This window comes from Pseudobacillus sp. FSL P4-0506 (assembly GCF_038003025.1).
GTDB lineage: Bacteria > Bacillota > Bacilli > Bacillales > Domibacillaceae > Pseudobacillus.
Genome location: NZ_JBBOOI010000001.1, coordinates 976,042 through 998,753, shown reverse-complemented (window position 1 = coordinate 998,753; position 22,712 = coordinate 976,042). Strand labels below are relative to the sequence as shown.

20 protein-coding genes are annotated in these 22,712 nt (G+C 41.4%); 8 read left to right on the top strand and 12 right to left on the bottom strand.

Translation table 11 applies throughout. The features are described 5' to 3' along the window. Positions 1-14: 14 nt before the first annotated feature. Complete coding sequence (locus MKZ02_RS04820) at positions 15-1,007, bottom strand: thiamine pyrophosphate-dependent dehydrogenase E1 component subunit alpha (protein ID WP_340852169.1); 993 nt, start codon at positions 1,005-1,007, stop codon at positions 15-17. Positions 1,008-1,180: 173 nt separating this feature from the next. Continuing rightward, entirely contained in the window at positions 1,181-1,462 is a 282-nt protein-coding gene (locus tag MKZ02_RS04815; protein ID WP_120035013.1) for a hypothetical protein, read from the bottom strand. Between the two features lie 319 nt (positions 1,463-1,781). Here MKZ02_RS04815 and MKZ02_RS04810 point away from each other — a divergent pair, with 319 nt between their 5' ends. Both MKZ02_RS04810 and MKZ02_RS04805 read left to right on the top strand, forming a co-directional pair. Next, a complete protein-coding gene (locus MKZ02_RS04810) occupies positions 1,782-2,891 on the top strand; it encodes a mandelate racemase/muconate lactonizing enzyme family protein (protein WP_340852167.1) in 1,110 nt (369 codons plus the stop codon). A gap of 40 nt (positions 2,892-2,931) precedes the next feature. Continuing rightward, the gene (locus MKZ02_RS04805; RefSeq protein ID WP_340856326.1) at positions 2,932-4,011 is read left to right on the top strand and encodes a M20 peptidase aminoacylase family protein; all 1,080 of its coding nucleotides are present in this window, start codon (positions 2,932-2,934) and stop codon (positions 4,009-4,011) included. Positions 4,012-4,124: 113 nt separating this feature from the next. On the opposite strand, the gene MKZ02_RS04800 is transcribed toward MKZ02_RS04805, so the two are convergent. Both MKZ02_RS04800 and MKZ02_RS04795 read right to left on the bottom strand, forming a co-directional pair. After that, a complete protein-coding gene (locus MKZ02_RS04800) occupies positions 4,125-4,889 on the bottom strand; it encodes a 3D domain-containing protein (protein ID WP_120035015.1) in 765 nt (254 codons plus the stop codon). 509 nt (positions 4,890-5,398) lie between these two features. Further along, positions 5,399-5,956: a 3D domain-containing protein gene (locus MKZ02_RS04795; protein ID WP_120035018.1), complete on the bottom strand. Its 558-nt coding sequence runs from the start codon at positions 5,954-5,956 to the stop codon at positions 5,399-5,401. Positions 5,957-6,348: 392 nt separating this feature from the next. Between MKZ02_RS04795 and MKZ02_RS04790 the strand changes: the two genes are divergently transcribed. Then, positions 6,349-7,011: a hypothetical protein gene (locus MKZ02_RS04790; protein ID WP_340852163.1), complete on the top strand. Its 663-nt coding sequence runs from the start codon at positions 6,349-6,351 to the stop codon at positions 7,009-7,011. Between the two features lie 23 nt (positions 7,012-7,034). Further along, positions 7,035-8,282, top strand: coding sequence for an efflux RND transporter periplasmic adaptor subunit (locus tag MKZ02_RS04785; RefSeq protein WP_340852161.1), 1,248 nt, complete (start codon positions 7,035-7,037; stop codon positions 8,280-8,282). 546 nt (positions 8,283-8,828) lie between these two features. Here MKZ02_RS04785 and MKZ02_RS04780 read toward each other — a convergent pair. From MKZ02_RS04780 to serC, 3 genes are all read right to left on the bottom strand, one after another. Continuing rightward, complete coding sequence (locus MKZ02_RS04780; RefSeq protein ID WP_340852160.1) at positions 8,829-12,335, bottom strand: S8 family peptidase; 3,507 nt, start codon at positions 12,333-12,335, stop codon at positions 8,829-8,831. Positions 12,336-12,492: 157 nt separating this feature from the next. After that, on the bottom strand, positions 12,493-13,695 hold the full coding sequence (locus MKZ02_RS04775; protein ID WP_120035027.1) for a phosphoglycerate dehydrogenase: 1,203 nt from the start codon (positions 13,693-13,695) through the stop codon (positions 12,493-12,495). Then, entirely contained in the window at positions 13,685-14,770 is a 1,086-nt protein-coding gene (gene serC, locus MKZ02_RS04770) for a 3-phosphoserine/phosphohydroxythreonine transaminase (protein WP_120037966.1), read from the bottom strand. The genes MKZ02_RS04775 and serC overlap by 11 nt, the downstream gene beginning before the upstream one ends. Before the next feature lie 774 nt (positions 14,771-15,544). On the opposite strand from serC, the gene uraA reads away from it, so the two are divergent. Then, complete coding sequence (gene uraA, locus MKZ02_RS04765) at positions 15,545-16,819, top strand: uracil permease (protein ID WP_340852158.1); 1,275 nt, start codon at positions 15,545-15,547, stop codon at positions 16,817-16,819. A 113-nt stretch (positions 16,820-16,932) separates the two neighbouring features. Here the strand turns inward: uraA and MKZ02_RS04760 are convergent, their stop codons facing one another. The 4 genes from MKZ02_RS04760 to MKZ02_RS04745 all read right to left on the bottom strand — a co-directional run bounded on the left by MKZ02_RS04760 (position 16,933) and on the right by MKZ02_RS04745 (position 19,548). After that, positions 16,933-17,118, bottom strand: a complete 186-nt coding sequence (locus MKZ02_RS04760; RefSeq protein ID WP_340852157.1) for a hypothetical protein — start codon at positions 17,116-17,118, stop codon at positions 16,933-16,935. Positions 17,119-17,151: 33 nt separating this feature from the next. Further along, on the bottom strand, positions 17,152-17,481 hold the full coding sequence (locus MKZ02_RS04755; RefSeq protein WP_340852155.1) for a DUF2812 domain-containing protein: 330 nt from the start codon (positions 17,479-17,481) through the stop codon (positions 17,152-17,154). Positions 17,482-17,766: 285 nt separating this feature from the next. Continuing rightward, the gene (locus MKZ02_RS04750; RefSeq protein ID WP_120035038.1) at positions 17,767-18,627 is read right to left on the bottom strand and encodes a CvfB family protein; all 861 of its coding nucleotides are present in this window, start codon (positions 18,625-18,627) and stop codon (positions 17,767-17,769) included. A 132-nt stretch (positions 18,628-18,759) separates the two neighbouring features. Further along, complete coding sequence (locus MKZ02_RS04745) at positions 18,760-19,548, bottom strand: hypothetical protein (protein ID WP_340852153.1); 789 nt, start codon at positions 19,546-19,548, stop codon at positions 18,760-18,762. A 133-nt stretch (positions 19,549-19,681) separates the two neighbouring features. On the opposite strand from MKZ02_RS04745, the gene MKZ02_RS04740 reads away from it, so the two are divergent. Beyond that, positions 19,682-19,810 (top strand): hypothetical protein, encoded by a 129-nt coding sequence (locus MKZ02_RS04740; protein ID WP_340852152.1) that lies wholly within the window; start codon positions 19,682-19,684, stop codon positions 19,808-19,810. A 28-nt stretch (positions 19,811-19,838) separates the two neighbouring features. Here MKZ02_RS04740 and MKZ02_RS04735 read toward each other — a convergent pair whose 3' ends face one another. Further along, positions 19,839-21,662 carry a S8 family serine peptidase gene (locus tag MKZ02_RS04735; RefSeq protein ID WP_340852150.1) on the bottom strand — a complete coding sequence of 608 codons (1,824 nt, stop codon included), beginning with the start codon at positions 21,660-21,662 and terminating at the stop codon, positions 19,839-19,841. A gap of 398 nt (positions 21,663-22,060) precedes the next feature. On the opposite strand from MKZ02_RS04735, the gene MKZ02_RS04730 reads away from it, so the two are divergent. Beyond that, entirely contained in the window at positions 22,061-22,219 is a 159-nt protein-coding gene (locus tag MKZ02_RS04730; protein ID WP_182917028.1) for a hypothetical protein, read from the top strand. 177 nt (positions 22,220-22,396) lie between these two features. Continuing rightward, complete coding sequence (locus MKZ02_RS04725; protein WP_120035044.1) at positions 22,397-22,678, top strand: late competence development ComFB family protein; 282 nt, start codon at positions 22,397-22,399, stop codon at positions 22,676-22,678. The last annotated feature ends 34 nt before the right edge of the window (positions 22,679-22,712 follow it).

The window sequence follows — 22,712 nt, the reverse complement described above, 5'->3', positions numbered from 1 at the left end:
CCTTATTTAAAAAGTTAATAGGATACATAAACATCTGTCAGTAACTCGGATGCTTCCGGATATGGGCTTTCCTCACTAAATTGCACGGCTCGTTGAATCGCTTTCTCAACGGATTCTTCAAGGGAGGCTAACTCGTTTTCACCTAAAATTTGTCGGGTTAATAAATGCTTTTTAAATTGAATAATGGCATCCTTCTCCTGCTTATGCTCTTTCTTCTCTTGTTCTGCCTTGTATGTTTGGGCATCTCCCTCGAAATGTCCATAATTACGATAAGTCATACATTCAATTAGCGTTGGCCCTTCTCCACGGCGAGCTCTTTGTATCGCTTCTTCAGCCGCCTGGTAAACGGCAAGGACATCTTTTCCATCCACACGAACCCCCGGAATGCCATAGGCAGTTGCTCGGTCTGCAATCGTTTGGCAGCTCGATGCATATTCGAATGGCGTTGCCTCCGCATAACCGTTATTTTCAGCAATAAAAACAACAGGAAGCTTCCAAATCGCCGCCAAATTGATTCCTTCGTGGAACGTCCCATGGTTATTCGCCCCGTCCCCAAAGAAACAGACACTGACCCTGTCTGTCTTTTTATATTTCGCTGTTAAAGCAGCACCGCATGCAAGCGGGAACCCTCCGCCAACAATGCCGTTTGCCCCGAGCATCCCTTTATTTAAATCAGCGATATGCATCGATCCGCCTTTTCCCTTGCACAATCCTGTTGCTTTTCCGTATATTTCAGCCATCATGCCATCGAGGTCGCAGCCCTTTGCAATACAATGGCCATGCCCGCGATGAGTGCTCGTAATTGTGTCTTTATCATCTAGATGAGCGCAGACACCGACCGCCACTGCTTCCTCACCGGCATACAAATGAACGAAACCCGGTAAAATTCCTTGCGCAAACAATTCATGGACTTTATCCTCGAACTGGCGAATCTCTAGCATCTTCTGATACATCCATCGGGCCTTATCTTGCGTCAATGTAACTCCTTTGTTCTGCAGCACTTCCATGGTTAACAGCCTCCTATCATTTGCTTTCTCCTATTACTTATTGCAAATGCTATGCCAAGCTTCAAAGCGCATAGAAACAGTCTTTCGCAAATAAAAAAAGAGACAAAGTGAGACAGTTGTCCCACTTTGTCTCGCTTTGTCTCTTTTTTTATTACTTGTCCATTCCACACTCGTTACTTTCCTCTGAAGGCATTTGTGATAAGAACAAGCGCGGTAATCCAGTGCATGATCATCCCTACAAATGGAATCCAGCCAATAACAGAAGTAATAATACCGAGAATGCTACCTGTTAAACTTCTGCCGGCATTTAAGGCAATAAGTAAAGTGATGATATGCAGGATGGCCATGAAACCGAGCGGCGCCCAGGCATGTCCCATAATAAAAAAACCACCGATAACAGGAATGCCCAGAAAGGCTTCCATGCCGCCCGTTACCCATTTCATTGCATTCGTCATATATGTCTCCCCTTTTTACGATTGCTTATAATTTACTTACGAATGATCAGGAAAAAAGTTTCACAGCAAATTAGCTTTTTGACAAAATCAGCAAAAGAGAGAAAACTTCTTTAAAGCCGAATGCTCAGTAAGATAACAACGAAAGCTGGTTTTGTAAATATCGACCAAGATAAGCAGGCTCACTTCTCTGCTCGACTCTTTTTATATGAAGAAAAAATTTAAATACTGCGGATATGAAAGCATGCTGTCTTGGAAAGTCTCTTCTCAATCAATTTTTTCACTTATACTGATATATATACATACAAAGGAGAGAGCAAGAATGAATATTACAAAAGCAGAAATTTTCGGCATTCATTTGCCGCTAAAAACACCTTTCATTATTTCTTACGCTACCTTTCACCATATGCCGTCTATCATTGTTAAATTAGAAACTGATAATGGGCTCATCGGCTGGGGTGAAGCAGTGCCTGATGAACATGTAACGGGCGAAAGCTTTTACAGCTGCATTGAAATTCTGCGCCATGTTCTTTTGCCAGTGGTGCTGGGGGAACATCCCTTCCAAATCGAGCATATCCATCATAAGATGAATCAAGCGATCACTGCCAACCCGGCTGCGAAAGCAGCAATTGACATTGCTTGCTACGATTTAATGGGTAAGGCGGCTGGATTACCTGTGTACGATTTGCTCGGCGGAAAAAGTCATAAAAAATTGACTTATCCAAAAGTATTAAGTATCGAAGAGCCGGAAGTAATGGCAGACAAAGCGCGGGCAGCCATTGAAGCCGGTTTTCAATCATTAAAGCTGAAAGTCGGCATGGATAGACAAATGGATGTTAAGCGAATTCAGGCAGTCCGAGAAGCAGTCGGATGGAACATTCCAATCCGGGTAGATGTCAATCAAGGTTGGCATACGTATGCGGTGGCTATTCAGGCGATGAAGCAGCTTGAGCCTTTGCAGCTTGCCTGGATTGAACAGCCGATCCGTCTCGGCGACATTGAGGGGCTAGCACACATCAAGCGGCAATGCACCATTCCACTCATGGCGGATGAATCTATTCAAAATGGCGAACAACTAATAGAGATGATTAAAAAAGACGCCGTTGATAAGATTAATATCAAACTAATGAAATGCGGCGGCATCTTTCCAGCGGTCCACATAGCAAAAGCGGCTGAATACGCTGGAATTGACTGCCAAATCGGCTCCATGGTCGAATCATCGATTGGATCAGCAGCCGGCTACCACGCTGCGATTTCAAGAAAAAATATTACAAGTACAGAATTAACTGGCCCGCTGCTATTTAGCAAGGACATTGGCGACCTCACGTACGAAGTGCCTTTTGTTCACTTGAACAATAAACCAGGCCTTGGACTTGTGATCAATGAATCTGCATTAGAAGAATTAACCGTCTCTCGAGCGACAATAAAATAAGAAAGGAGGATCGTTCGTGAAAAAGACAGACAGCCAGTTGATGAATATTTTTCAGCATCTGCATACACACCCGGAAATCAGCTGGAAAGAAACAGAAACAACGGCGTATATCACCGAATTGCTAAAGAAAGAAGGAATCTTTGTCTCCCTGTTTGACGATTGTACGGGCTTGATTGCTGAACTCGGAAACGGAAAACCCATCGTTGCCGTCCGTGCAGATATAGATGCGCTCTGGCAGGAAGTTGATGGTATCTTCCAGGCGAATCATTCATGCGGCCATGACGCTCATATGTCTATCGTTATCGGCACCATTCTGCAATTAAAAAATCAAGTAACAAACGGCACAGTCCGCTTTATTTTTCAGCCTGCCGAAGAAACCGGCAGCGGCGCCTTAAAAATGGTTGAAAAGGGCATTGTTGATGATGTGGATTATTTGTTTGGCATCCATTTACGTCCTATTGAAGAACTGCCCTTCGGCAAAGTCACCCCTTCTGTTCATCATGGCGCCGTCACTTTTTTAACCGGAAAAATAATAGGAGATGATGCACACGGTGCTCGACCTCATCAGGGAACAAATGCAATTGACATTATTTCTGTTATAAACGAACAGCTAAAGTTAGTTCATTTCTCCCCTTTTGAACCGTATTCTGTCAAAATGACCTATGTGGAAGCCGGAGGCCAAAGCTTGAATATTATTCCTGGCACTGCGAAATTTGGGCTTGATGTGCGCGCTCAGAAAAACTCAGTCTTGTTGGACATGCAGAAAATAATTGAAAAGAAAATTCATCAGCTAAGCCATCTTTTCGAGGTGAAAATTGAGACAGAGTGGCTCGACTTTACCCCGGGAGCAGAAGTAGACACAGAAGCGGAAGAATTGCTTCGTCAAAGTATTCTTGACTATGGAGGCCGGGAAATGCTGGCAGATCCACTTATCACATCGGGAAGTGATGATTTTCATTTTTACACCATTAAGCGCCCAAAGATAAAAGCATCTATGATGGGAATTGGAGCTGACTTAAAGCCCGGGCTGCACCATCCCAAAATGTCCTTTGACCCGCGTGCCATTCAAATTGGCGCCGATATACTAGCCAGCGCTGTTTTAAATGCGTTAAAAAAATAAACAAAAAAGCCGGCTGCTAAAAGTATTTAGCAGCCGGCCCTTTTCTTTTATACCCGATCGGCTTTCTAGCTCAGAAAAATTATTTAGTCAAGCTCGGTTGGATGGATCTTTTTTTAATTTAGGATTGTTACATTTACTGTACGGCGGCCCCAGTTAACAGCTTGAGACTCCGTTGGCACATGGATATCGATGCGATTTCCTTTAATCGCTCCGCCAGTATCACCAGCGACAGCTGTACCGTATCCTTCAACATGTACTTTTGATCCTAGCGGGATTACGTTAGGATCAACCGCAATGACTTTTGCATTTGGATTCGCATTTAAGTTAATGCCTGTTGCTGTAACGCCTGAGCAGCCAGCACATTTTGCTGTATAGGCTGTGGCTGAAACAGAAATAGTTTTACCGCTTTGTGGTGCTTGTTGAGCCGCTGCCGGCTCTGCAGCTGCTTTAGTTGCTGCTGGTCTAGAAGTCGATACTCCTTTTACCTGTCCGGAAAGAGAAAGTTTGTCACCTGCATAAATTCTATCAGAGGACAAGCCATTGATCGCTTTTAAAGATTGTACAGATAGTCCATTTCTAGAAGCGATTTTGGCTAGTGTGTCTCCAGGTTGAACAGTGTATGTACCGTTTCCATTGGACGCTGCAGAAGCTTTTGGAGCAGCGCTGCCGCCTACTTCCAATCTTTGATTAGGAAAAATTAAATCAGATGATAAGTTATTAGAAGATTTTAATTGTTGAACAGTTGTATTATTTTTTTGAGAAATGCCCCATAATGTATCTCCATTTTTTACTGTATATGTTTGTGCTGATGCAGCTGTTCCGAAAAGACCTCCGCCGATCACTGTAGTAGCTGCAAGTGCGATAATTTGTTTTTTCATGATAGAAAAACCTCCTGATTGTTCTAGCACGCGGTAACTTCCCAGTTTAGGTTTCCAATTAAAAGGGAAAATAAGAAACAACCGCCTGCAAGAAGCTTTTTTAAAAAGTAAAGTGTCCAGTGGCACTACTAATGGCAATAAACAATTTTTATTTATATAAACAGTTCGGTCAATCACCCGATGACCCGCTGACGAAATTCATTGTATCACGCCAAAGCATGTAATGATTTTAAGAAGCCATTACGCTTTCCCGCTTTATATAACGTTCTTGTTACAAAAAGATACTTTATGCATACTTGTAACTTCGATGAAATAAATAAGACAATTCCTGCAAGCCCTAGAACATGTTTTTTCTCTTGTTGGATAAAATCACTGTGGTATTTGGTTGTTGATTTTCGCTTCAGGCGGACCTTTCCGCTCTAATCAGCTATTGAACAAACAACCTTCAACAGGCCTTAGATAAAAAAAAGAAACCCATAAAGTGGATTTCTTTTTTTCTTACAATCTATTTATTTCAAAATCTGTACTTTTACTGTCCGTACTCCCCAACGCTTTGCTTGTGTTTTATTCGGAACATGAACGTCGATTTTGTTTCCTTTAATGGCGCCGCCTTTATCACCAGCAACGGCTTGGCCGTATCCCTCTACGTATACTTTCGTCCCAAGCGGGATAACTTTTGGATCGACGGCAATGACTTTTGCATTTGGGTTTTTCTTTAAGTTGATGCCTGTTGCTGTAACACCTGAACAGCCTTTGCATGAAGCCGTATAAGCTGTTGATCTCACAGTCAGTACCTTGGCGGCTTTGACGGCCTGTGGTTTGCTTGCTGCCGGCTTAGCGTCAGCTTTCTTAGTTGTATTTTGAAGGACCAATTTTTGGCCAACTTTGATGTTTTCTGATTTTAAATTGTTCCATTGTTTTAATTGATTAACAGTCGTCTTATACTCTCGTGCAATGCTCCATAAGGTATCTCCTCTTTGTACTGTGTGACTCACTGAAGCTGCTTCTACAGCAGATGTGCTGAATAGTACGCAAGCAAGAACCAAAGACATAATAGCTTTTCTCACGAATGAAAGACCCCCTTGTTTTTCTGTAACATGTGCCTCATTCTATCATGGAATTATAACGAGACTATTACACTAGCATGTTTGTTTCTTTACACGCACATTTCAAACGTTATAATTTTCTGATACATTTTCCTTTTCGCAAAAATCGCCATTAACCTCTATCTATTAAGCTTTTTGTCATATTTCAGCTGAAAAAGCAGCTGCTTAATCTATCACTATTTTAAAAGCCACTGTTTTATTTGTTACATTATTCTACATTTCCCCTCCATTATTGCCCCTTCAAAATAACTCGCTTTTTATCAAATTCTGTTAGATTATATTGGTATGAACAGAGGGAGTTGTATATAATAAAAAAAGATGTCAATTTACATTACTTCATTGGAGGATTTTAGATGATTTATCGTGTGCAGCTAATTAAAGGGCTGTTTCGTCCGAGTGATCGTTTCTATCAGCTGGACCATGCGGAACAAATGAAAGGATTATGGAGCCGCATTTCTTTATTAATCATCATCAGTACAGCCTTGTACTTTTTAAGCGGCCTGTTGGGCATTCAATCTGAATCAGTCTCTGCCTATTTGGCGGACACGAACAACGCGGAAATCCAGGGACAGAAAATGTGGTTCACTATTGGAAGTACCATTTGGGGCTTTCTTTATCCACTAATTATCTTGTTCTTGCCTGCGCTTTTATTTTGGACTTTTTTAGAAGTAGATTTTCGTAAGTTACTTGTCTTGCAATCATTTGTCTATGTCATTTATTTAATTGAGTTTTGCTTATTAATTCTATTAAATATCACGCTTGCTATTCCGAGAGATTCTTCTCCTTTTTCACTCGGCGTACTCGCTCAATATGCATCAAAAAACGAGTTAATAACAAGCTTTTTTAGCTTTATTACTCTGTTTCAAATCTGGGCCATCAGCCTGCAATATAAGTTTTTAAAACAAAGTTCAGAGAAAAGCCCGCGTTTTGTTCTTTTACTGATTTTAGCAGTTACCCTTGCAATCTGGCTTTTTTCTACTTTGTTCACTTCCATCCATGTTGACCGCTTATTTTAAGAGAGAAGGAGGCGGCGGGGCATATGAAAAGAATAAAGAAATCCGTCTGGCTGACAGCAAGTGTGCTGATCATTGCCGGCAACTTGTGTTTAACCTTTAAAGAAGACAGCAAAGCTGACCGGTCACAATGGCTGACAGAATGGAATCAATCGGCAAAAGATGACGTGGTTGAATCCTTCCAAACAACAGGTGTGATCATTCCAGCAGATGAATATCCGATTTATTTCGATAAAAATGAAGGAACATTTTTAAGGTTCCTCGTAGAAAAAGGCCAACAGGTCGATGCAGGCACACCGCTATTTGAATATTCATCATCCAAACTTGAGCAAGAAATAGAAGAATTAGAGGCAGAAAAGAAACAAACAGAGAAGCAAGTTCAATTAATTGATGGACAAATATCTAAATTGAATACGATTTTAGATAAGATAGAAAGGGAAGAAAGGGTAGCAGATGATAAGAAAGATGACGAGAAAGACGATAAGAAAGACAGTGCTGCCAAAGTAACCGTTGAAAAAGACATTATTGATCAAGAAACAGAAAAACTGAAATTAGAAGAAGAAATTCGTAAATATGATTCCTTAATTTCACAGACTGAATCTAAAAAGAACAACTTAGTCGTCAAAAGTGAAAAAGAAGGCGTTGTTAAAAATCTAAATGCTCGTCTCGATAATCCGATTATCACTATCCGCTCTCCCGAAGCGGCTGTTCAAGGTGTCTTTGACGAACAGCAAATGAATAAAGTAAAGGAAGGATTAATGATCCATGCCTCTGTCGATCCCCTTCCAGTTACCTTTCAAGGTGAAATTTCAAGCATCGAAAAGTTTCCAGAGCAGGAACCGTCTGTGAAAAGAAAGAGCTTATATCCATTCACCGCTCAGCTTGATAAAAGCAATATGAAAGAAGCGGCTGATCAGCTGTTGCCGGGTATGAAAGCAAATGTTACAGTCGTCACAAAGGAAGCTTTACAAGCTGTAACCGTCCCTGCTTCTACCTTGATGAAAACCGGCAATCACTCTTATGTATTTGTCTTAAATACAAAAGGGCAAATTGAAAAAAGAGCCGTGCAAAAAGGGCTTCTTGTGGACGGCCTTCAAGAAATTAAGAGCGGCTTAAAAGCTGGCGAAAAGGTTGTAGCCCATCCCGAGAAACTCATCGCTAAGCAAGATCGTTTTATTACGCCGGCCGATTATACAGCCATACAGAAGAAACAGCTAGAGCAACTAACAAAAACCGAACGATTGAAATTTATGTTAATGGGTGTATTGTCATAATTTTATTTAACAGAGCGAAATTTCGCTCTGTTTTTTTATTTCTACTGGTAATCTGTCAAACTATCAATAGCAGAAAAAAGACTGGAGATTAACAGGAAAACGGTATTCATTATTAAGGCGTCTCCCTGCATTGGTCACGTCCCTATGCCAAGCAGACCCTTCTCCTCTAGAAGAAAAGGGTCTGCTTGCCAATAAAATACAGGCCGCTTATTAGGCTTATCCCCGCTAATGAATCGACTCCCTACTCGGGGCTATTGGAATTCATTCATAAGAAGATGTAAATCCCCATAGCCTAGATAACATTTTCAAAAGAGGCCACACTCCCATCTGAAAATACTATCTTGACTTCTTGTACCAAAATTACCTTTGATTTTCTTGAGTAATAACCTGCTGCGAAGCCGGCCTGGCCGACCCCGATTACATTACCATTATAATGGCTCTCCAAAAGTTAAAATTAAATAAGTGAATGGATGAAGACCTATAAAAAAAACACAAAGCAGCTTATCAATCGAACCGCTTTGTGTTTTTCCTCTACTCAAGTCTTTCTTACTTTACTGTCAGTTTGTACGGCTGTGCAGAAGCGCGGCCTTCTGTTTCGCTAATTTCGATAAAGTACTTTCCTTTTTTCAATTGGATGACAGCCAATTCTTCATCGCCGCTTCCGTAATGATCAAAGCTTTGAACGAGCACACCCTTGGCGTTATAAATTTCAATTTTTCCGTCCAGCCCATCTTCCATTTCTAACGCAAGAGAAAACGTTCTATCTTTTGTTACATTTAAGACGAAGTGATCGATATCACCAAACGGAACACCGGCGTTCATATACCCATTTATCCCAAGATGTCCATTCATCTTCTTTAAAGAAATCGGCTTTTGAGGTACATGGTTTACCACCTTGCCATCGCCATCTTTTAGTGCATCTTTCATATCAGCCAACTTTATTTCATACGGCTGGAGACTCGGCTTCATGGAAAGGAATGAACTGACTGCAAGGAAATACCCCGTGTCTTCTTTTGCCATAAAGGAAAGGTTTGCTTTTGTTTCAAATGACAACTCAAGCAAGTTAGGGCCAAATGGGATAGACTTCAGCTGCTCTTCTTCGTCTAATACCTTGTCACCGTTCGTATCTTCGATGAGTGCGCCAGTGAAAATAGCCGGTTGACGAAGATCATAAGGAATCGCTGCTTTTTCAGCTGCTGTTAATTTTCCTTGATCAATATTTAAACGATAGACTGCCTGTTTACCACTATTTTTAAAGTAATAAAAGCCAGTATCCCCTGGATAAATAAAGTAATTCTTAAATGCTGTTCCTGGCTTAAGCATTTTTGCGTTTTCAGGGGTGTTCTCATTCTGTCCAGTTCCCTGTGGCGTATAAGCCAGCTTCTTGGAACGGATCGTGTATGGGTCTGCAGAAATATTGTACGTTTCATTTGCCAAACGCAGAATGTAGGTTTCTCCCTTTTTAAGAGCCATCGTCATTTTATTATTTTTTGCGCCGCCAAGCAGACTCATAATCAGGCTGAGAAGATCCTCTTCACCGCCTGAAATCGGAATCAGCTCGTTCGTTTCTTTATCATATTGCAAAACAGTAGCAACTGGCAGCTGGCTTGATCCTTTTTGAACATCAAACTCATAGATGCCGTTCTCTGCAGGGGTGAAAGAATAGTAATCTTCATCCCCTTCTAGTTGAAAATAACCGGATTTTGTATTTCCGAGTTTGTACGGTATGGCATTAGACAAAATGGCTTTTGTCATTTCGCCTTCCATTTCTTCTGTCGGCTCTTCATCAAGCGTGCCATCTATCGCTTCAGCAGCTTTTGTTTGCGCGTATTTTGCAGGGGCTATTTCCCCCTTTTCAAGCGCTGTTTCTAAATCTTCTTTAAATGGCAGACCATCTTCATCTTCCGGCAGTTGCTTTTCTTCCACTTTTAATTCATAAGGATAAGCAGACGCTGCATATTCATCAAATTGAAAGGCTCCCGGGTTCATCATAAGTAAATCAAGAAGAGACCCTATGCCCCCGGCATCGCCAAATGATTCATTTGTTACGGTGAGCTGGTATTTAACTCCTGGCACCGCTTTAAAAGAAAGTACTTCTCCCTCGCTCATGCCGCGATCATCAGCCTCAGCAATCTCTTCTACTGTTGTCGTGTTGCCTTCTTCTTCCTCTTCCTCGGTTATCATAGAAAGACTCATGGCAGAGTTTACCCCTGGCAAAGCAGATAAGGAAACAGAAAGCACTTTTGCTTCATCGACCTCGATGGTGTAATGATCATGGTCAGGCATTCCTTCCTCTTCCGGGAATAAGGTGAAATCCCCTTTTTTGTAAGGAAGTGATTTGATAACTATTGGTTGATCAGACGTGTCAGGATCTGCTTTCAATCCGCTGATCTTTTCAGCTGTGAATGTGTAAGACGATAAACCAGCTGTACTGTAACTGCCATTCACATCTTTTATGCCAATAAAGAGCGTTCCTTTTTCTTCAGCCTTAAATAAGTAGCCTTCCTTTTCTCCAGCACGGCCTTTATTATATTCCGTGAGCATGCCTTCGTCTGTCTCGGCTCCTTCAGGAACAAAGTAAAAATCCATTCCATAATCATAATCGCGGCTTGCCTCTAATACGGTTTGGACATGTTCATTTTCATTTAAGTTCATTTTAAACCAGTGTGTTTCACCAGGTGTTTTTAGCTGCCCCTTCATCATGTTCTTGCCTGCTGTTAACGGCTTTGCAGAGCGACTGAGAGTTTCACTGGTCAGGACCTGCTTCTTTGGCAGCTTTTTGATGTCATAGGACAGTGCAGCCAGCGGGTTAACCAATCCATTAGCATAGGTTGTATCATAGCCTTTTGCCCCCAGGTCTGTCGCTGTTCTTTCCAAAATATTTTCAATATCATAAGCAGACAGTTCGGGATGCTTGGACTTCAATAAAGAGACAACACCAGCAACCATTGGAGCTGCCATAGAGGTGCCGGTTAGCATAGCAAAGCTCGATCCTTTGCCGTCTTTTTCATAAGCTGTACTGTAGATATCTTCTCCTGGAGCCACTACATCAACAGAAGGACCGAAATTCGAACTATCAGATAATCTCTTATTGCGGCCAATATTTCCGACACTGATTACACCAGGGTAAGAAGCCGGATAAGAATAAATATCTGTTGATTCATTCCCGGCAGCTGCCACTACTACCGCTCCGCTGTCAATCGCCTCACGGATCGCTTCTTCCACGAGCGGTGAGGAAGCAAAGCCGCCAAGACTCAGATTAATAACGTCTGCCCCTTTTGCTACAGCGTATAGAATTCCTTCGGCGATCGTAAAGTCATTCGCTGACATCTTGCCGTTAAATACATCTATAGGTAAAATTTTGGCATTCGGATTTACACCATGGCCGCCAATGCCATTGTTTGCTTTAGAAGCAATAATCCCTGCCACATGGGTTCCGTGCAAATCACGAACTGGGTTGTTCGCTGGGTCTGCTGCGTTATACGGCGGCAGCAGCTGTCCCTGCAAATCTGGATGCTTGTAATCTACTCCACCATCGACCACTGCTACAGTTACCTTGTGTTTGCCGGAAAGCTTTAATGCCTTATCAATATTTAGCAATGGCAAGTGGTACATTTTACTTTTTTTCGGATCACTTTGTGCAGTCGCAAATTGTTTATATTTCACGCTGGGAGTAATAGAAGAAATCCCTTTTTGCTGTCGGTATACCTTCATCGCATCACTTACTTTTTTGGATTTCGGCACATGGACAATATCATAGCCAAGCTTCGGCAGCGAGCGGACCAGCACGGTTCCCGCTTTCTTATGGATGGCTCTGTTAAGCGGCTTAGTATATTTAATGACTAGTGTGTTCGTATCAACTAGCTCATTCATTTCTTTTAATGCTTTATACGCTTCTTTATTTTTTTCAGAAGCAGCCGCAGTAACAGGTGTCTGTTCAGAAACCTGCTGGAACACCTTTACTTCTTGATTATGTACGGATGCCCCAGCTGCTGCTGGAAAAACCATAACAGCAGAGAGGCCGAGGGCCAATACCTTTTTCCACGTCTTCATCTTATTCGTTCCTCCTGAATTTTTTGTTTACCTGTTTAATAATAACGTAAAAGAAAGACAAATAGTTTCACTTTTTGCATGTTTTTGAAATAAATGTTATTTTTTCCATATATAAAAAAAACCGCAGCTACTTTAGGAGTAGCTGCGACTTTTTTTATTAAATAATACGCGTTGTAACAACGCCTTCAATTTGGCTGATTTTCTCTTCAAGTCCCGGGATAACGTCACCGTTTACTTTATTGTCAATGTCAATCATTGTATAAGCAAAGTCGCCCCGGCTTCTGTTCACCATGTCTGCAATATTTAAGCTGTATTCAGATAAAGCAGAAGTAATCTGTCCAACCATGTTCGGAATGTTGCGATGGTAAACAGTTACCCGGCGCTTTCCTGTATAAGGAAGAGAGGCATTTGGCATATTCACAGAGTTTTTGATATTCCCTGTTTCTAAATAATCTTTTACTTGACGGGCTGCCATGATCGCACAGTTTTCTTCTGACTCTTTCGTAGAAGCACCTAGATGTGGGATCGGCACAGCATTTTTCATTTTCAAGACGTTTTCATTTGGGAAGTCGGTTACATACTTACCGACCTTGCCGCTTTCAAGTGCAGCTGCCATGTCTTGTTCGTTCACAAGCTCTCCACGGGAGAAGTTCAGAATATGAACGCCTTCTTTCATAATATCAAACGTGTTTGTATTGAACATACCTTTTGTTGTGTCTGTGAGCGGAACGTGAACAGTAATGTAATCACTTTTCGCAAACAATTGTTCAATTGTCATAGCACGTTGAACATTACGAGATAAGCTCCAGGCAGTATCGACAGAAATGAACGGATCAAAACCGATAACATCCATATCAAGATCAAGCGCGTCGTTCGCAACTAGCGCTCCAACAGCACCAAGCCCGATAACACCAAGTGTTTTTCCTTTGATTTCTTTACCGACAAATTGCTTTTTGCCTGCTTCAACAAGCTTTGGAATTTGATCGCCCTGACCCTCAAGTCCTCTTGTCCAAGCGATACCCGCAAATACGTTACGAGAAGATGAAATTAAAGTAGTGAGTACAAGCTCTTTTACCGCGTTCGCATTTGCTCCTGGCGTGTTGAAAACGACGATGCCGCGCTCTGTATAATCGCTGACTGGAATGTTGTTCACGCCAGCTCCCGCACGGGCAACGGCTTTTACATTCCCACCAATTTCCATGTCATGCATGTTAAAGCTGCGCAGAACAATGGCATCCGGGTTTTCACTGTCATTATCGATCGTAAAGTTTTCGTTAGTAAAAACATTTAAGCCGCATTCGGCAATATTATTTAGTGTTTTTATAGTAAACAACTGTCCGTCTCCCCTTTTATTGTGCATGTTTTTCTTGGAATTGTTTCATAAACTGAATGAGGGCCTCTACCCCTTCAACCGGCATCGCATTATAGATACTAGCGCGCATTCCGCCAACGGAACGGTGGCCTTTCAATGTTTCAAGACCTGCTGCTTTTGCTTCTTTAACAAACGCCGCATCTAATTCCGCAGATGGTGATACAAACGGAATATTCATAATGGAACGGCTGTCTTTTCTAACTGGAGAGTTGAACATCGTTGACTGTTCAAGAAAATTGTATAACAGCTCTGCTTTTTTGCGATTGATCTTCTCCATTTCTTTTAAACCGCCAATCTCCTGCAACCATTCAAATACGAGCTTTGCCATATAAATGCCATAAGTTGGCGGCGTGTTGTATAGAGAACCGCTCTCGCTATGCGTCTTATAATCAAGCATCGTCGGGCAGCTTTCCGGCGCATGACCGATCAAGTCTTCTCTAATAATGACAACTGTCAATCCAGCTGGCCCGATGTTTTTCTGAGCACCAGCATAGATCAAACCGAATTTCGATACATCGATCTCTTCTGATAAAATGTTGGAGGACATATCAGCAACGAGCGGCACGCCGCCTGTATCCGGAATGTTTCTGAAAGCTGTTCCTTCTATAGTATTATTTGTTGTAATATGTACGTAGTCAGCTTCTGGATCAATCATGCTGCTGTTGATTTCCGGAATGTAACTGAAGTTCTCATCTTCTGAAGAAGCAATTACACGAACATCTCCATATTTCTTTGCTTCCTTAATTGCTTTTTTAGACCATGAACCAGTGTTCACATAGTCTGCCTTTTTACTGTTTGCCAACAAGTTGAGTGGAACCATTGCGAATTGCTGGGAAGCGCCCCCTTGAATAAACAGCACTTTATAATTATCTGGAATGTTCATTAAATCTCTCAGCAGTTGTTCCGCACCGGTAATAATCTCTGTGAATAACCCCGAACGATGGCTTAACTCCATGACTGACATACCAGAGTCTGCATAATTGACTAATTCTTTTTGTGCTTTTTCTAATACTGGCAGCGGCAACATAGAAGGTCCTGCCGAAAAATTGTATACTCTCTTCACGTGAACTCCCTCATTCGTTTTAAATTTGGAATCAGAAAATTTATACATTAATAATATTCATGAATTATAAATTATTACTCTTTACTTATCAAGGGGCGGTCTGGCAACTTTTTTTCTATTTTTCAATTGGTAACGCTTTCATTGCTTTTTTAAAAGGAGCCTAAAAAATTACGAACATTTTTTGTCTTTTTTATTCATTCGTTCGCTTCTTTACCTTCTTTCCTTTATCGCTTCTCTATTTACTTGGACTCTACCGCTCAACTAAAAAGAAAAATATTCTTAATATGATAGAGATGAAACAGACGTTTCATCCCTTTGGCCATTCTCTTCCATCCTTCCGTTAACCCTAATTAAATGAAGGGCATTTATTTTTACATTTTCTTGATGTCCTTTATGTATGGCCCCGCCACGGAGCGAACATGCATATAGGGCCGTTTCTATTCTGGCTGCGGATTAGAACATCTAAACAAGACGGTGCTCTTCTAACAAACTTTCCTCAGAAAAAACAAAAATCTTTAATAGAAATGATGGAAGCTGCTCAGAGAAAATAGATCCTCTAACAGCGCCAGAATTAAAACGCTTCCTTGATATATCGATTTCCTCGTTGCTTTCCTTACTATTATTGCAATGATTCATAGAAACGGCTTGTTTGCAATACAATAAAACAAGAAGGAGCCTCCTACTTTTTCAAAAATAATTTAATTTTTTATAGAAATTTAACGGTTAATTACTGTATAATAGCTACAATTTGTGTTTGATAAAGGGAGGGTATTTATGCGTACCTATCAAGTTGATGAGCGGCCGCCGGTTGCGGCGATGATCCCGCTTAGTTTGCAGCACTTATTTGCGATGTTCGGGTCAACAGTCCTCGTGCCTATTTTGTTCGGCGTCAACCCGGCAACTATTTTGTTAATGAATGGGATTGGTACATTAATTTATCTTATTCTATGTAAAGGACAGGTTCCTGCTTACCTCGGTTCAAGCTTTGCGTTTATTTCTCCGGTGCTCTTGGTGCTCTCAACAAAGAGCTACGGAGCGGCGCTTGGCGGCTTTATCGCCACTGGTATTGTCTTTATTTTGGTAGCTCTCATTATTCGTGTGGCTGGAACTAAATGGGTAGATGTTATCTTCCCGCCAGCAGCGATGGGTGCGATTGTGGCTGTTATTGGGCTTGAGCTTGTTCCAGTGGCTGCTGGCATGGCTGGGTTAGTTCCTTCGGGAGATGCGGATCCTGCAAAATGGACACCCGATGCAGATGTGATTACCGTTTCCTTGCTAACACTTGGCATTACGATCGTTGGTAACGTCATGTTCCGCGGATTTCTAAGAATTATCCCCATTTTAATTGGAATCGTCGCAGGCTACATTATTGCTGTCTTTTACGGGCTCGTTGATTTCCAACCGGTAAAAGAGGCTCATTGGTTTGCTTTACCAACGTTTTACCGTCCAGAATTCGATTGGTCAAGCATGGCAATTATTCTGCCAGCTGCTCTTGTAGTTATCGCTGAGCACATTAGTCATCTTGTTGTTACACAAAACATTGTCGGCCGTGACTTGATGAAAAAACCAGGCTTAGGCACTTCTTTACTTGGAAACGGGATTTCAACAGTCATTTCTGGCTTTGTTGGCTCTACTCCGAATACTACCTATGGAGAGAATATCGGTGTCCTCGCTTTAACGAGAGTATATTCAACCTGGGTAATCGGTGGGGCCGCAGTGATGGCGATCATCCTGTCTTTCCTCGGCAAGCTGGCCGCTTTGATTTCTACGATTCCTACAGCGGTTATGGGTGGCCTTTCGCTTCTGCTGTTCGGAAGCATTGCCGTATCTGGCTTGCGCATGCTCGTTGAATCGAAAGTAGACTATTCCAAAGCGACCAACATGATTTTAACGACTGTTGTACTCGTTATTGGCCTTAGCGGTGCTACTTTGAAATTCGGCAACTTTGAGTTGAAAGGAATGGCTCTTGCAACTATCATCGCCATCTTTGTCAGCCTGTTCTTTGCCATCATTGATAAGCTAAAAATATCAAATGACTATGAACAATAAAAAGCAGCCCTCGGGCTGCTTTTTGGTCGTTTGCTTCAGAATTAAATGTGGGTAGTCAGTAAACTATTTTTATTGGTCGGTATGGCGTGTAAACGACTCAGCTTGCCAAACATTTATCCCTTTTGCTGGCTAATTCTAATCTGATAGGCCAGCCAGGTAGCTGCCGCTGGGGATAAAAAAATGAGCGGAAGCACACGAATCCAATAGACAATATCATTAATTGCTCCTGTGCTGTCTGAGAAGAGCATAGAACTGAGAAAGAATACAAGGATGGTTAAGGCTAGAAGAAATACAGTCACTTTGCTAATTATCCCTTTAGCTCGCTTGTACTTTTAAACAATCGTTGACCGGCCTGTATAAATGGGCCTCATTCCCGGAACAGCAGAAAAAATGTGCATGCCTCCTGCTGAACAAACAGGCTTCCATCCGCCTGCTCTAAAAATAGCATAGTAACCCTCCATCTCCGCTTTAGGAACGTCTTGATAGTCAAGACTATAGATGAGGTGGCGAGGATTGCTTTTTCGAAGCGTATAACCTAATGGTGCAAAAGATTGAAGGATCCACCCTTTTTTGGCCAGCTTGCTTAACTTTTTCATATCTTTTCCTTCAGAGAATGCCAAGCCGCCTGATGAAATATAACGCTTGTCCTTCTGTTTTTTCATTTTCCTTCCCCTCCTCTAACAGTTGGAATGACAGCTCGCCTTGTTGAACCGTATGACTTCGCCTGCTTACTTCATTGCAGAGCATATTTTTGCCCTTTTCGGTAGCTTTATAGATTTTTCGCCTACTATGTGTGAATTCCAGCAAAGTAATGAGTCCTGTGATTGTTCAATCGCATAGACTTCATTATATCCATTACCGATATATCATATAACGATATAACAAATATCTCCAAATGATTTGTCAATAAAAATAAGCTGCCGGAAAGTTCCCGGCAGCCCCAACTGTTATTCCTTTACTTGATATGTCCATCCTTCTTCCTGGTACACTTTCTTTTCTTTCATCAGCTTGCCAAGCGCCCGCTTAAAAGCACCTTTACTCATCGAAAAACGCTTTTCAATTTCTTCCGGGAAGCTCTTATCGCTATAAGGCATGGAACCGCCTCTTTGCAGTAAGTATGCGTATACTTTTTCAGCGTCGTCTTGTTGAACTTCCTGCTTTCGTCCAATAAGAGACACATTAACAGAGCCATCCTCTTTTACATCGATAATACGCCCATCTACCTTCTGTCCGAGCCGCGGCTCTTCTTGCCGCTGAGACTCATGAATGAATCCGCGATAGCCTTCTGCTGTAATAATAAATGTGCCCACCTTCGTTGCACGATAAACAATGCCCGTTATATCCTTATTAAAATCTTTCTTAGAAGCTTTGGTAAACTGTTTAGCCATTACCTCTTCTGTAGCCGGCTTGGCAAATAGACGGCCTCTCTTATCAAGCCTCAACGTGCAATAAAGTCGGTCTCCAACAATTGGCCGCACGGAATATAGGAACGGCAAGTCATCTTCCGACACGAGTATATCTTTTGTAATGCCGATCGAAACGAACACACCGAGCTTTTCCTCTACACCAACAACTTCTACCCATTCATACGTATCTTGTGTAATCATCGGCATCTTCATCGTTGCCGCAAGTCGTCCCTGATGATCTTGGAAAAGAAAAACTTTCACCGGTTCATCGGGGTCAAATCCTTCTTGTATCTCTGAATGATGCAGCAAAACTGTTTCTTCTCCGTCTGTCAGAAACCAGCCAAATGGCGCTTCATTTTTCACATCCAATGTGACAATCGTGCCAGCTTGTAAATTATACATATAGGGTAAATCCTTCTTTCACTTATATTTATTAACAATTTTCCCGTTTCGGCTTTAATTATAACAGGCTTTTGGGCAGGCGCATCGTTTCTGTAAAAAAACTTCATTCCAGAGAATGAAGTTTTTTACAAATTAATTTATTTTTTGCAGTTCAAATACTCGCTTTGGTGATTTTCCGTTGTTATCTACTGTGAGAATGAGACCGACGTTCGGAGCAAAATAGTAGTAGAAGTTTTCCGAATCCTTGATCTCAATGACATGTTGGAAAGTGCCTGCTGGTGTCTTAACTGTTTTATTGACTGATAGGACACGATGATGAACGCCGTAAAGATCGTCCTTCCAATAGCTTCCTTTTTTTAGCGGCAGCTTAATATTCAAAAAGATGAAATCAGAATTGGCCAAACCTAAGCGCATCCACTCTTTATTCTCTCTATAAGCATACCCATTGTCCCCGTTCACTGTCCAAACATCCCAGCCGTATGCTGTTCCTTTGTATGCCCAATTTTCCTTCCCATTCTCTACATCATAATACGTATATCGATGTTTTTTATTAAGCTTTAACCCGTAATACACTGTTCGATATTCTTTGTTTAATTCATACTGCACATCTTTTGGAACAGGTGTAAATTTAGCATAGGAATTTTTCTTAATAAATGTTTTTTTATAAAGATGATAATACCCTTTTGTGACTGCAAATACGCTTGCTGTCTGGCCTTTTTTCAATGTTTTTACTTTTACAATTTTCCCCTTTGATCGTGTAAATAAAGGGGTATCTTTTAAGATAGTTACTTTGCCGATCGTCCCTTGTTTTAATTCTATCCCATCCCAAATAACGGCGGCATCCGCTTTTGAGAAAGGCAACGTGATAGCGGATGAACAAATCATTGCAACTGCCATTAAGAGACACGCTATTTTTTTCATCATTTTTCCCCTTTTCTAGTAAAATATCCCTTTAATTATAACATGTAAAAAGTGGCTCGTCCGTATCGTTTAATAAATTTAAAAAAGGGGAAGTTAAATTATAATTAACGCTCTAAAAAAGGTGGTAAACACAATGAGTAAAAAAAGAGGCTTATCTTCTTTAATGAGGCTAGCTATTAAATATGGACCGATTCTCTATCCTATCGTTAAGAAAATGCTGGATAAACGCAAAGCCGCCCGGGTTATGCCTACTCAAAGATAAAAAACTCCAGGCAGACGCCTGGAGTTTTTTACAAATTAATAGGAGTTTCTTCTGTTACCTGATTGTTCTGTAAGTCCCTGCCAGTGATAACCAGTTTATAAGTGCCCTCAGGCATTCTCTTTACATTTTCATTTGTCCCATTCCAGGAAAGACGGTGACTTCGGGCCGGCAACGCCTTTTTATTCAACAACGTTTTGACTAGTTGTCCTTTATTATTGTAGACAGCCGCCGTGACAAACAAGCTTTTATTAATGGTAAATTTGATATTTACATTTGTTTGAGAAGCTGAGGAAGCTTCATTAACGACTTCTGCCTTAATAGAAGGCGGCAAGTTATGGATCAATTTAACTGCTGCTTTCTTCGTTAAAGATTGATGATTATCGAATGTCCGGAACACAATGGAATATTTTCCTGCCGGTGCTATGGTACCGTCTGCCAGCTTTCCATTCCAATAGGCAACAAAGCCGCCTTTTTGCGGTGCTGCTCCGCTTATAAGCGTGCGGACATTTTTTCCATTTGCACCTTCTACATACACCGTTCCTCTCATGCTACCGCTCACAGAAAGTCCAGCTCTAAGATTATTGCTGCCGGTGACTTTAAATTCCGTTGTATTAAGTGAAATGCTTCCCATCGGTTCAGGTGTTGCTGCAAGCGCCTTATATGCATCAACGCGACCATTCCCATAAAAAGAATCCCATGATTTCGTTCCTAGATCTACAGATGACTTGTATAAAATCCGTGTGACCTGCTGCGGAGATAAAAAAGGATTTTTTGACAAAACGAGTGCGGACGTTCCTGAAACAACCGGAGCTGCCATAGAAGTGCCATCCATATAGCTATAGGAGTTATTAACCGTTGTTGATAAAATGTCTTCCCCTGGCGCTGATAGATTAATATAGCGACCAAAATTAGAAAAGTCAGCGATTTTATCCAACGAGCTGGTCGCACTGACGCTAATAACGTTAGACAAAGCAGCTGGGTAAAATGGCAAACTGGTATCCTCATTTCCGGCAGCTGCAACAACCATTGCACCTTTATTGATAGCATAGTTTGCCGCATATTCTATAACATTGCTATACGAATAGCTTCCCAGACTTAAATTAAGAATGTCAGCTCCTTTATCCACTGCATATATCATCGCTTCAGCAATCGTATAACTATCTGCATACTCTCCTTGAAATACATTAATTGGCATAATCTTTACCCCTGGAGCGACACCCGTTACACCCGAGCCATTCATAGCCGCCCCAATAATCCCTGCAACGTGTGTGCCATGGTTATCAAACGGCAAAGCGGTACGGCCAGTTACTGCGTTATACGGATTCACAAGACGACTTTTAAACTCAACATGACGCGTATCCATTCCTCCGTCAATAACTGCGACCGTAACTTGGGAGCTGCCGCGTGTTCGGTCCCATGCTTTCGGTGCGTTAATCTTTGAATGAAACCATTGGCGATTATAATAAGAATCGCTTGGCTTAAATGTATTAGTAAGCTGATAATTGGGCTCTACTTGTTTAACTGCCTCTTCCTTCATTAACTCAGCTGCTACTGTTGACAGCTCTTGTTTTTTCTTAATCGATGCATGGACAAAAAGACCATGCTGCAGGCTATCTTCTTCGGATAAACCATATCTTGTATAAATCGCTTGCCGTTCCGCTTTCTCCAGCGCACGATTAAACTGAATGATCAGTTCTCCTTTTGCATAATCCCCCTGAAATTTCTCCTCCACTGGCTGCGATGGCTCAGCAGCTTTTACCTGATCTGTTCCTGTTGTAAATATAGTACACGCTGTCACCAAAGCAGCCGTGCTAACTACGGCTGCCTGTCGCAACCTTGATCTGATCCCCATCCTGCTTCCTCCCATTTCATTCATAAAGTGCTAATGTATTCCTTTGCTAACGGGAATATTATAGTTTTTTTATCCCCTGGCGTCTATCTAATTTTTATGACAATAAACGGTGAAGCGAAGGCACAGGCGGACACAAGCTAGTGAAAAGCCTGATAAACAGGCAACTGATCAAACATAACGCCGCTAACTTTTCAGAGCTGTGCTGCTGTTTTCGTTTTCGTTTAATTTCTTCCTGTTTATGTTATAATAGAAAGGAATGTAGTTTCACTGGCTTCTACCCGCTTTTTTAAAGCATTTTGCCCCTTTGTTACATACAGCAAAAGAAGATGAACGTTTCTATTTGATGGTCGTTGGGTAAATAGGATTAGACGAACTTTTAAGAACGGAGATGAAGAAAGATGAACGCAAAAAAATTATTGACTTATGGATTAGTAGTAGCGATCATGCTGCCAAAGATCAAAGAAAGATTGGAAACGCAACAGCTACGTAAATCCTATCAAAATGCGCATCGTGTGCGTATGAATCATAACAGCATTCTGGGGAAAATCTCCGGCTAAAACTAAAAATTAGGTAGTTGAACGGCAAACTCGGAAAGTACAAAAGTACTTTTCGAGTTTTTTATTTCTTTTCCAATGTTTGCTTTCCCTTTCACTTAGTAAAATGGTTTGTCAGTAAATTGCAGTTAATCTTTTTGAGACAAAGTGGTATAATTAGGAAAGATTGGAGGAGTACGTATGGCCCTGCATAACGTAATGGAGGATATTATAAGAGGAATCCTCTCGGATCAACTCGATCATTTGCATCTTTCCTGTAAATGCCAAAAGTGCCAGGAAGATATCTTAGCGCTTTCTCTAAATAAGGTGCCTTCAAGGTATATCGTCGACGACAAACGACAACCGTTAGTAAAAGCTAATTATATGATTAACACACAAGATCATGCCAATATAGTAGCGGCTGTTGCCCAGGCGGCGGCTGTTGTCTCTGCCAATAAACGCTGTACCATCCCAGAAGAATAGCCTATGGGTTAAAATGAAATATTTTCAAACAAAA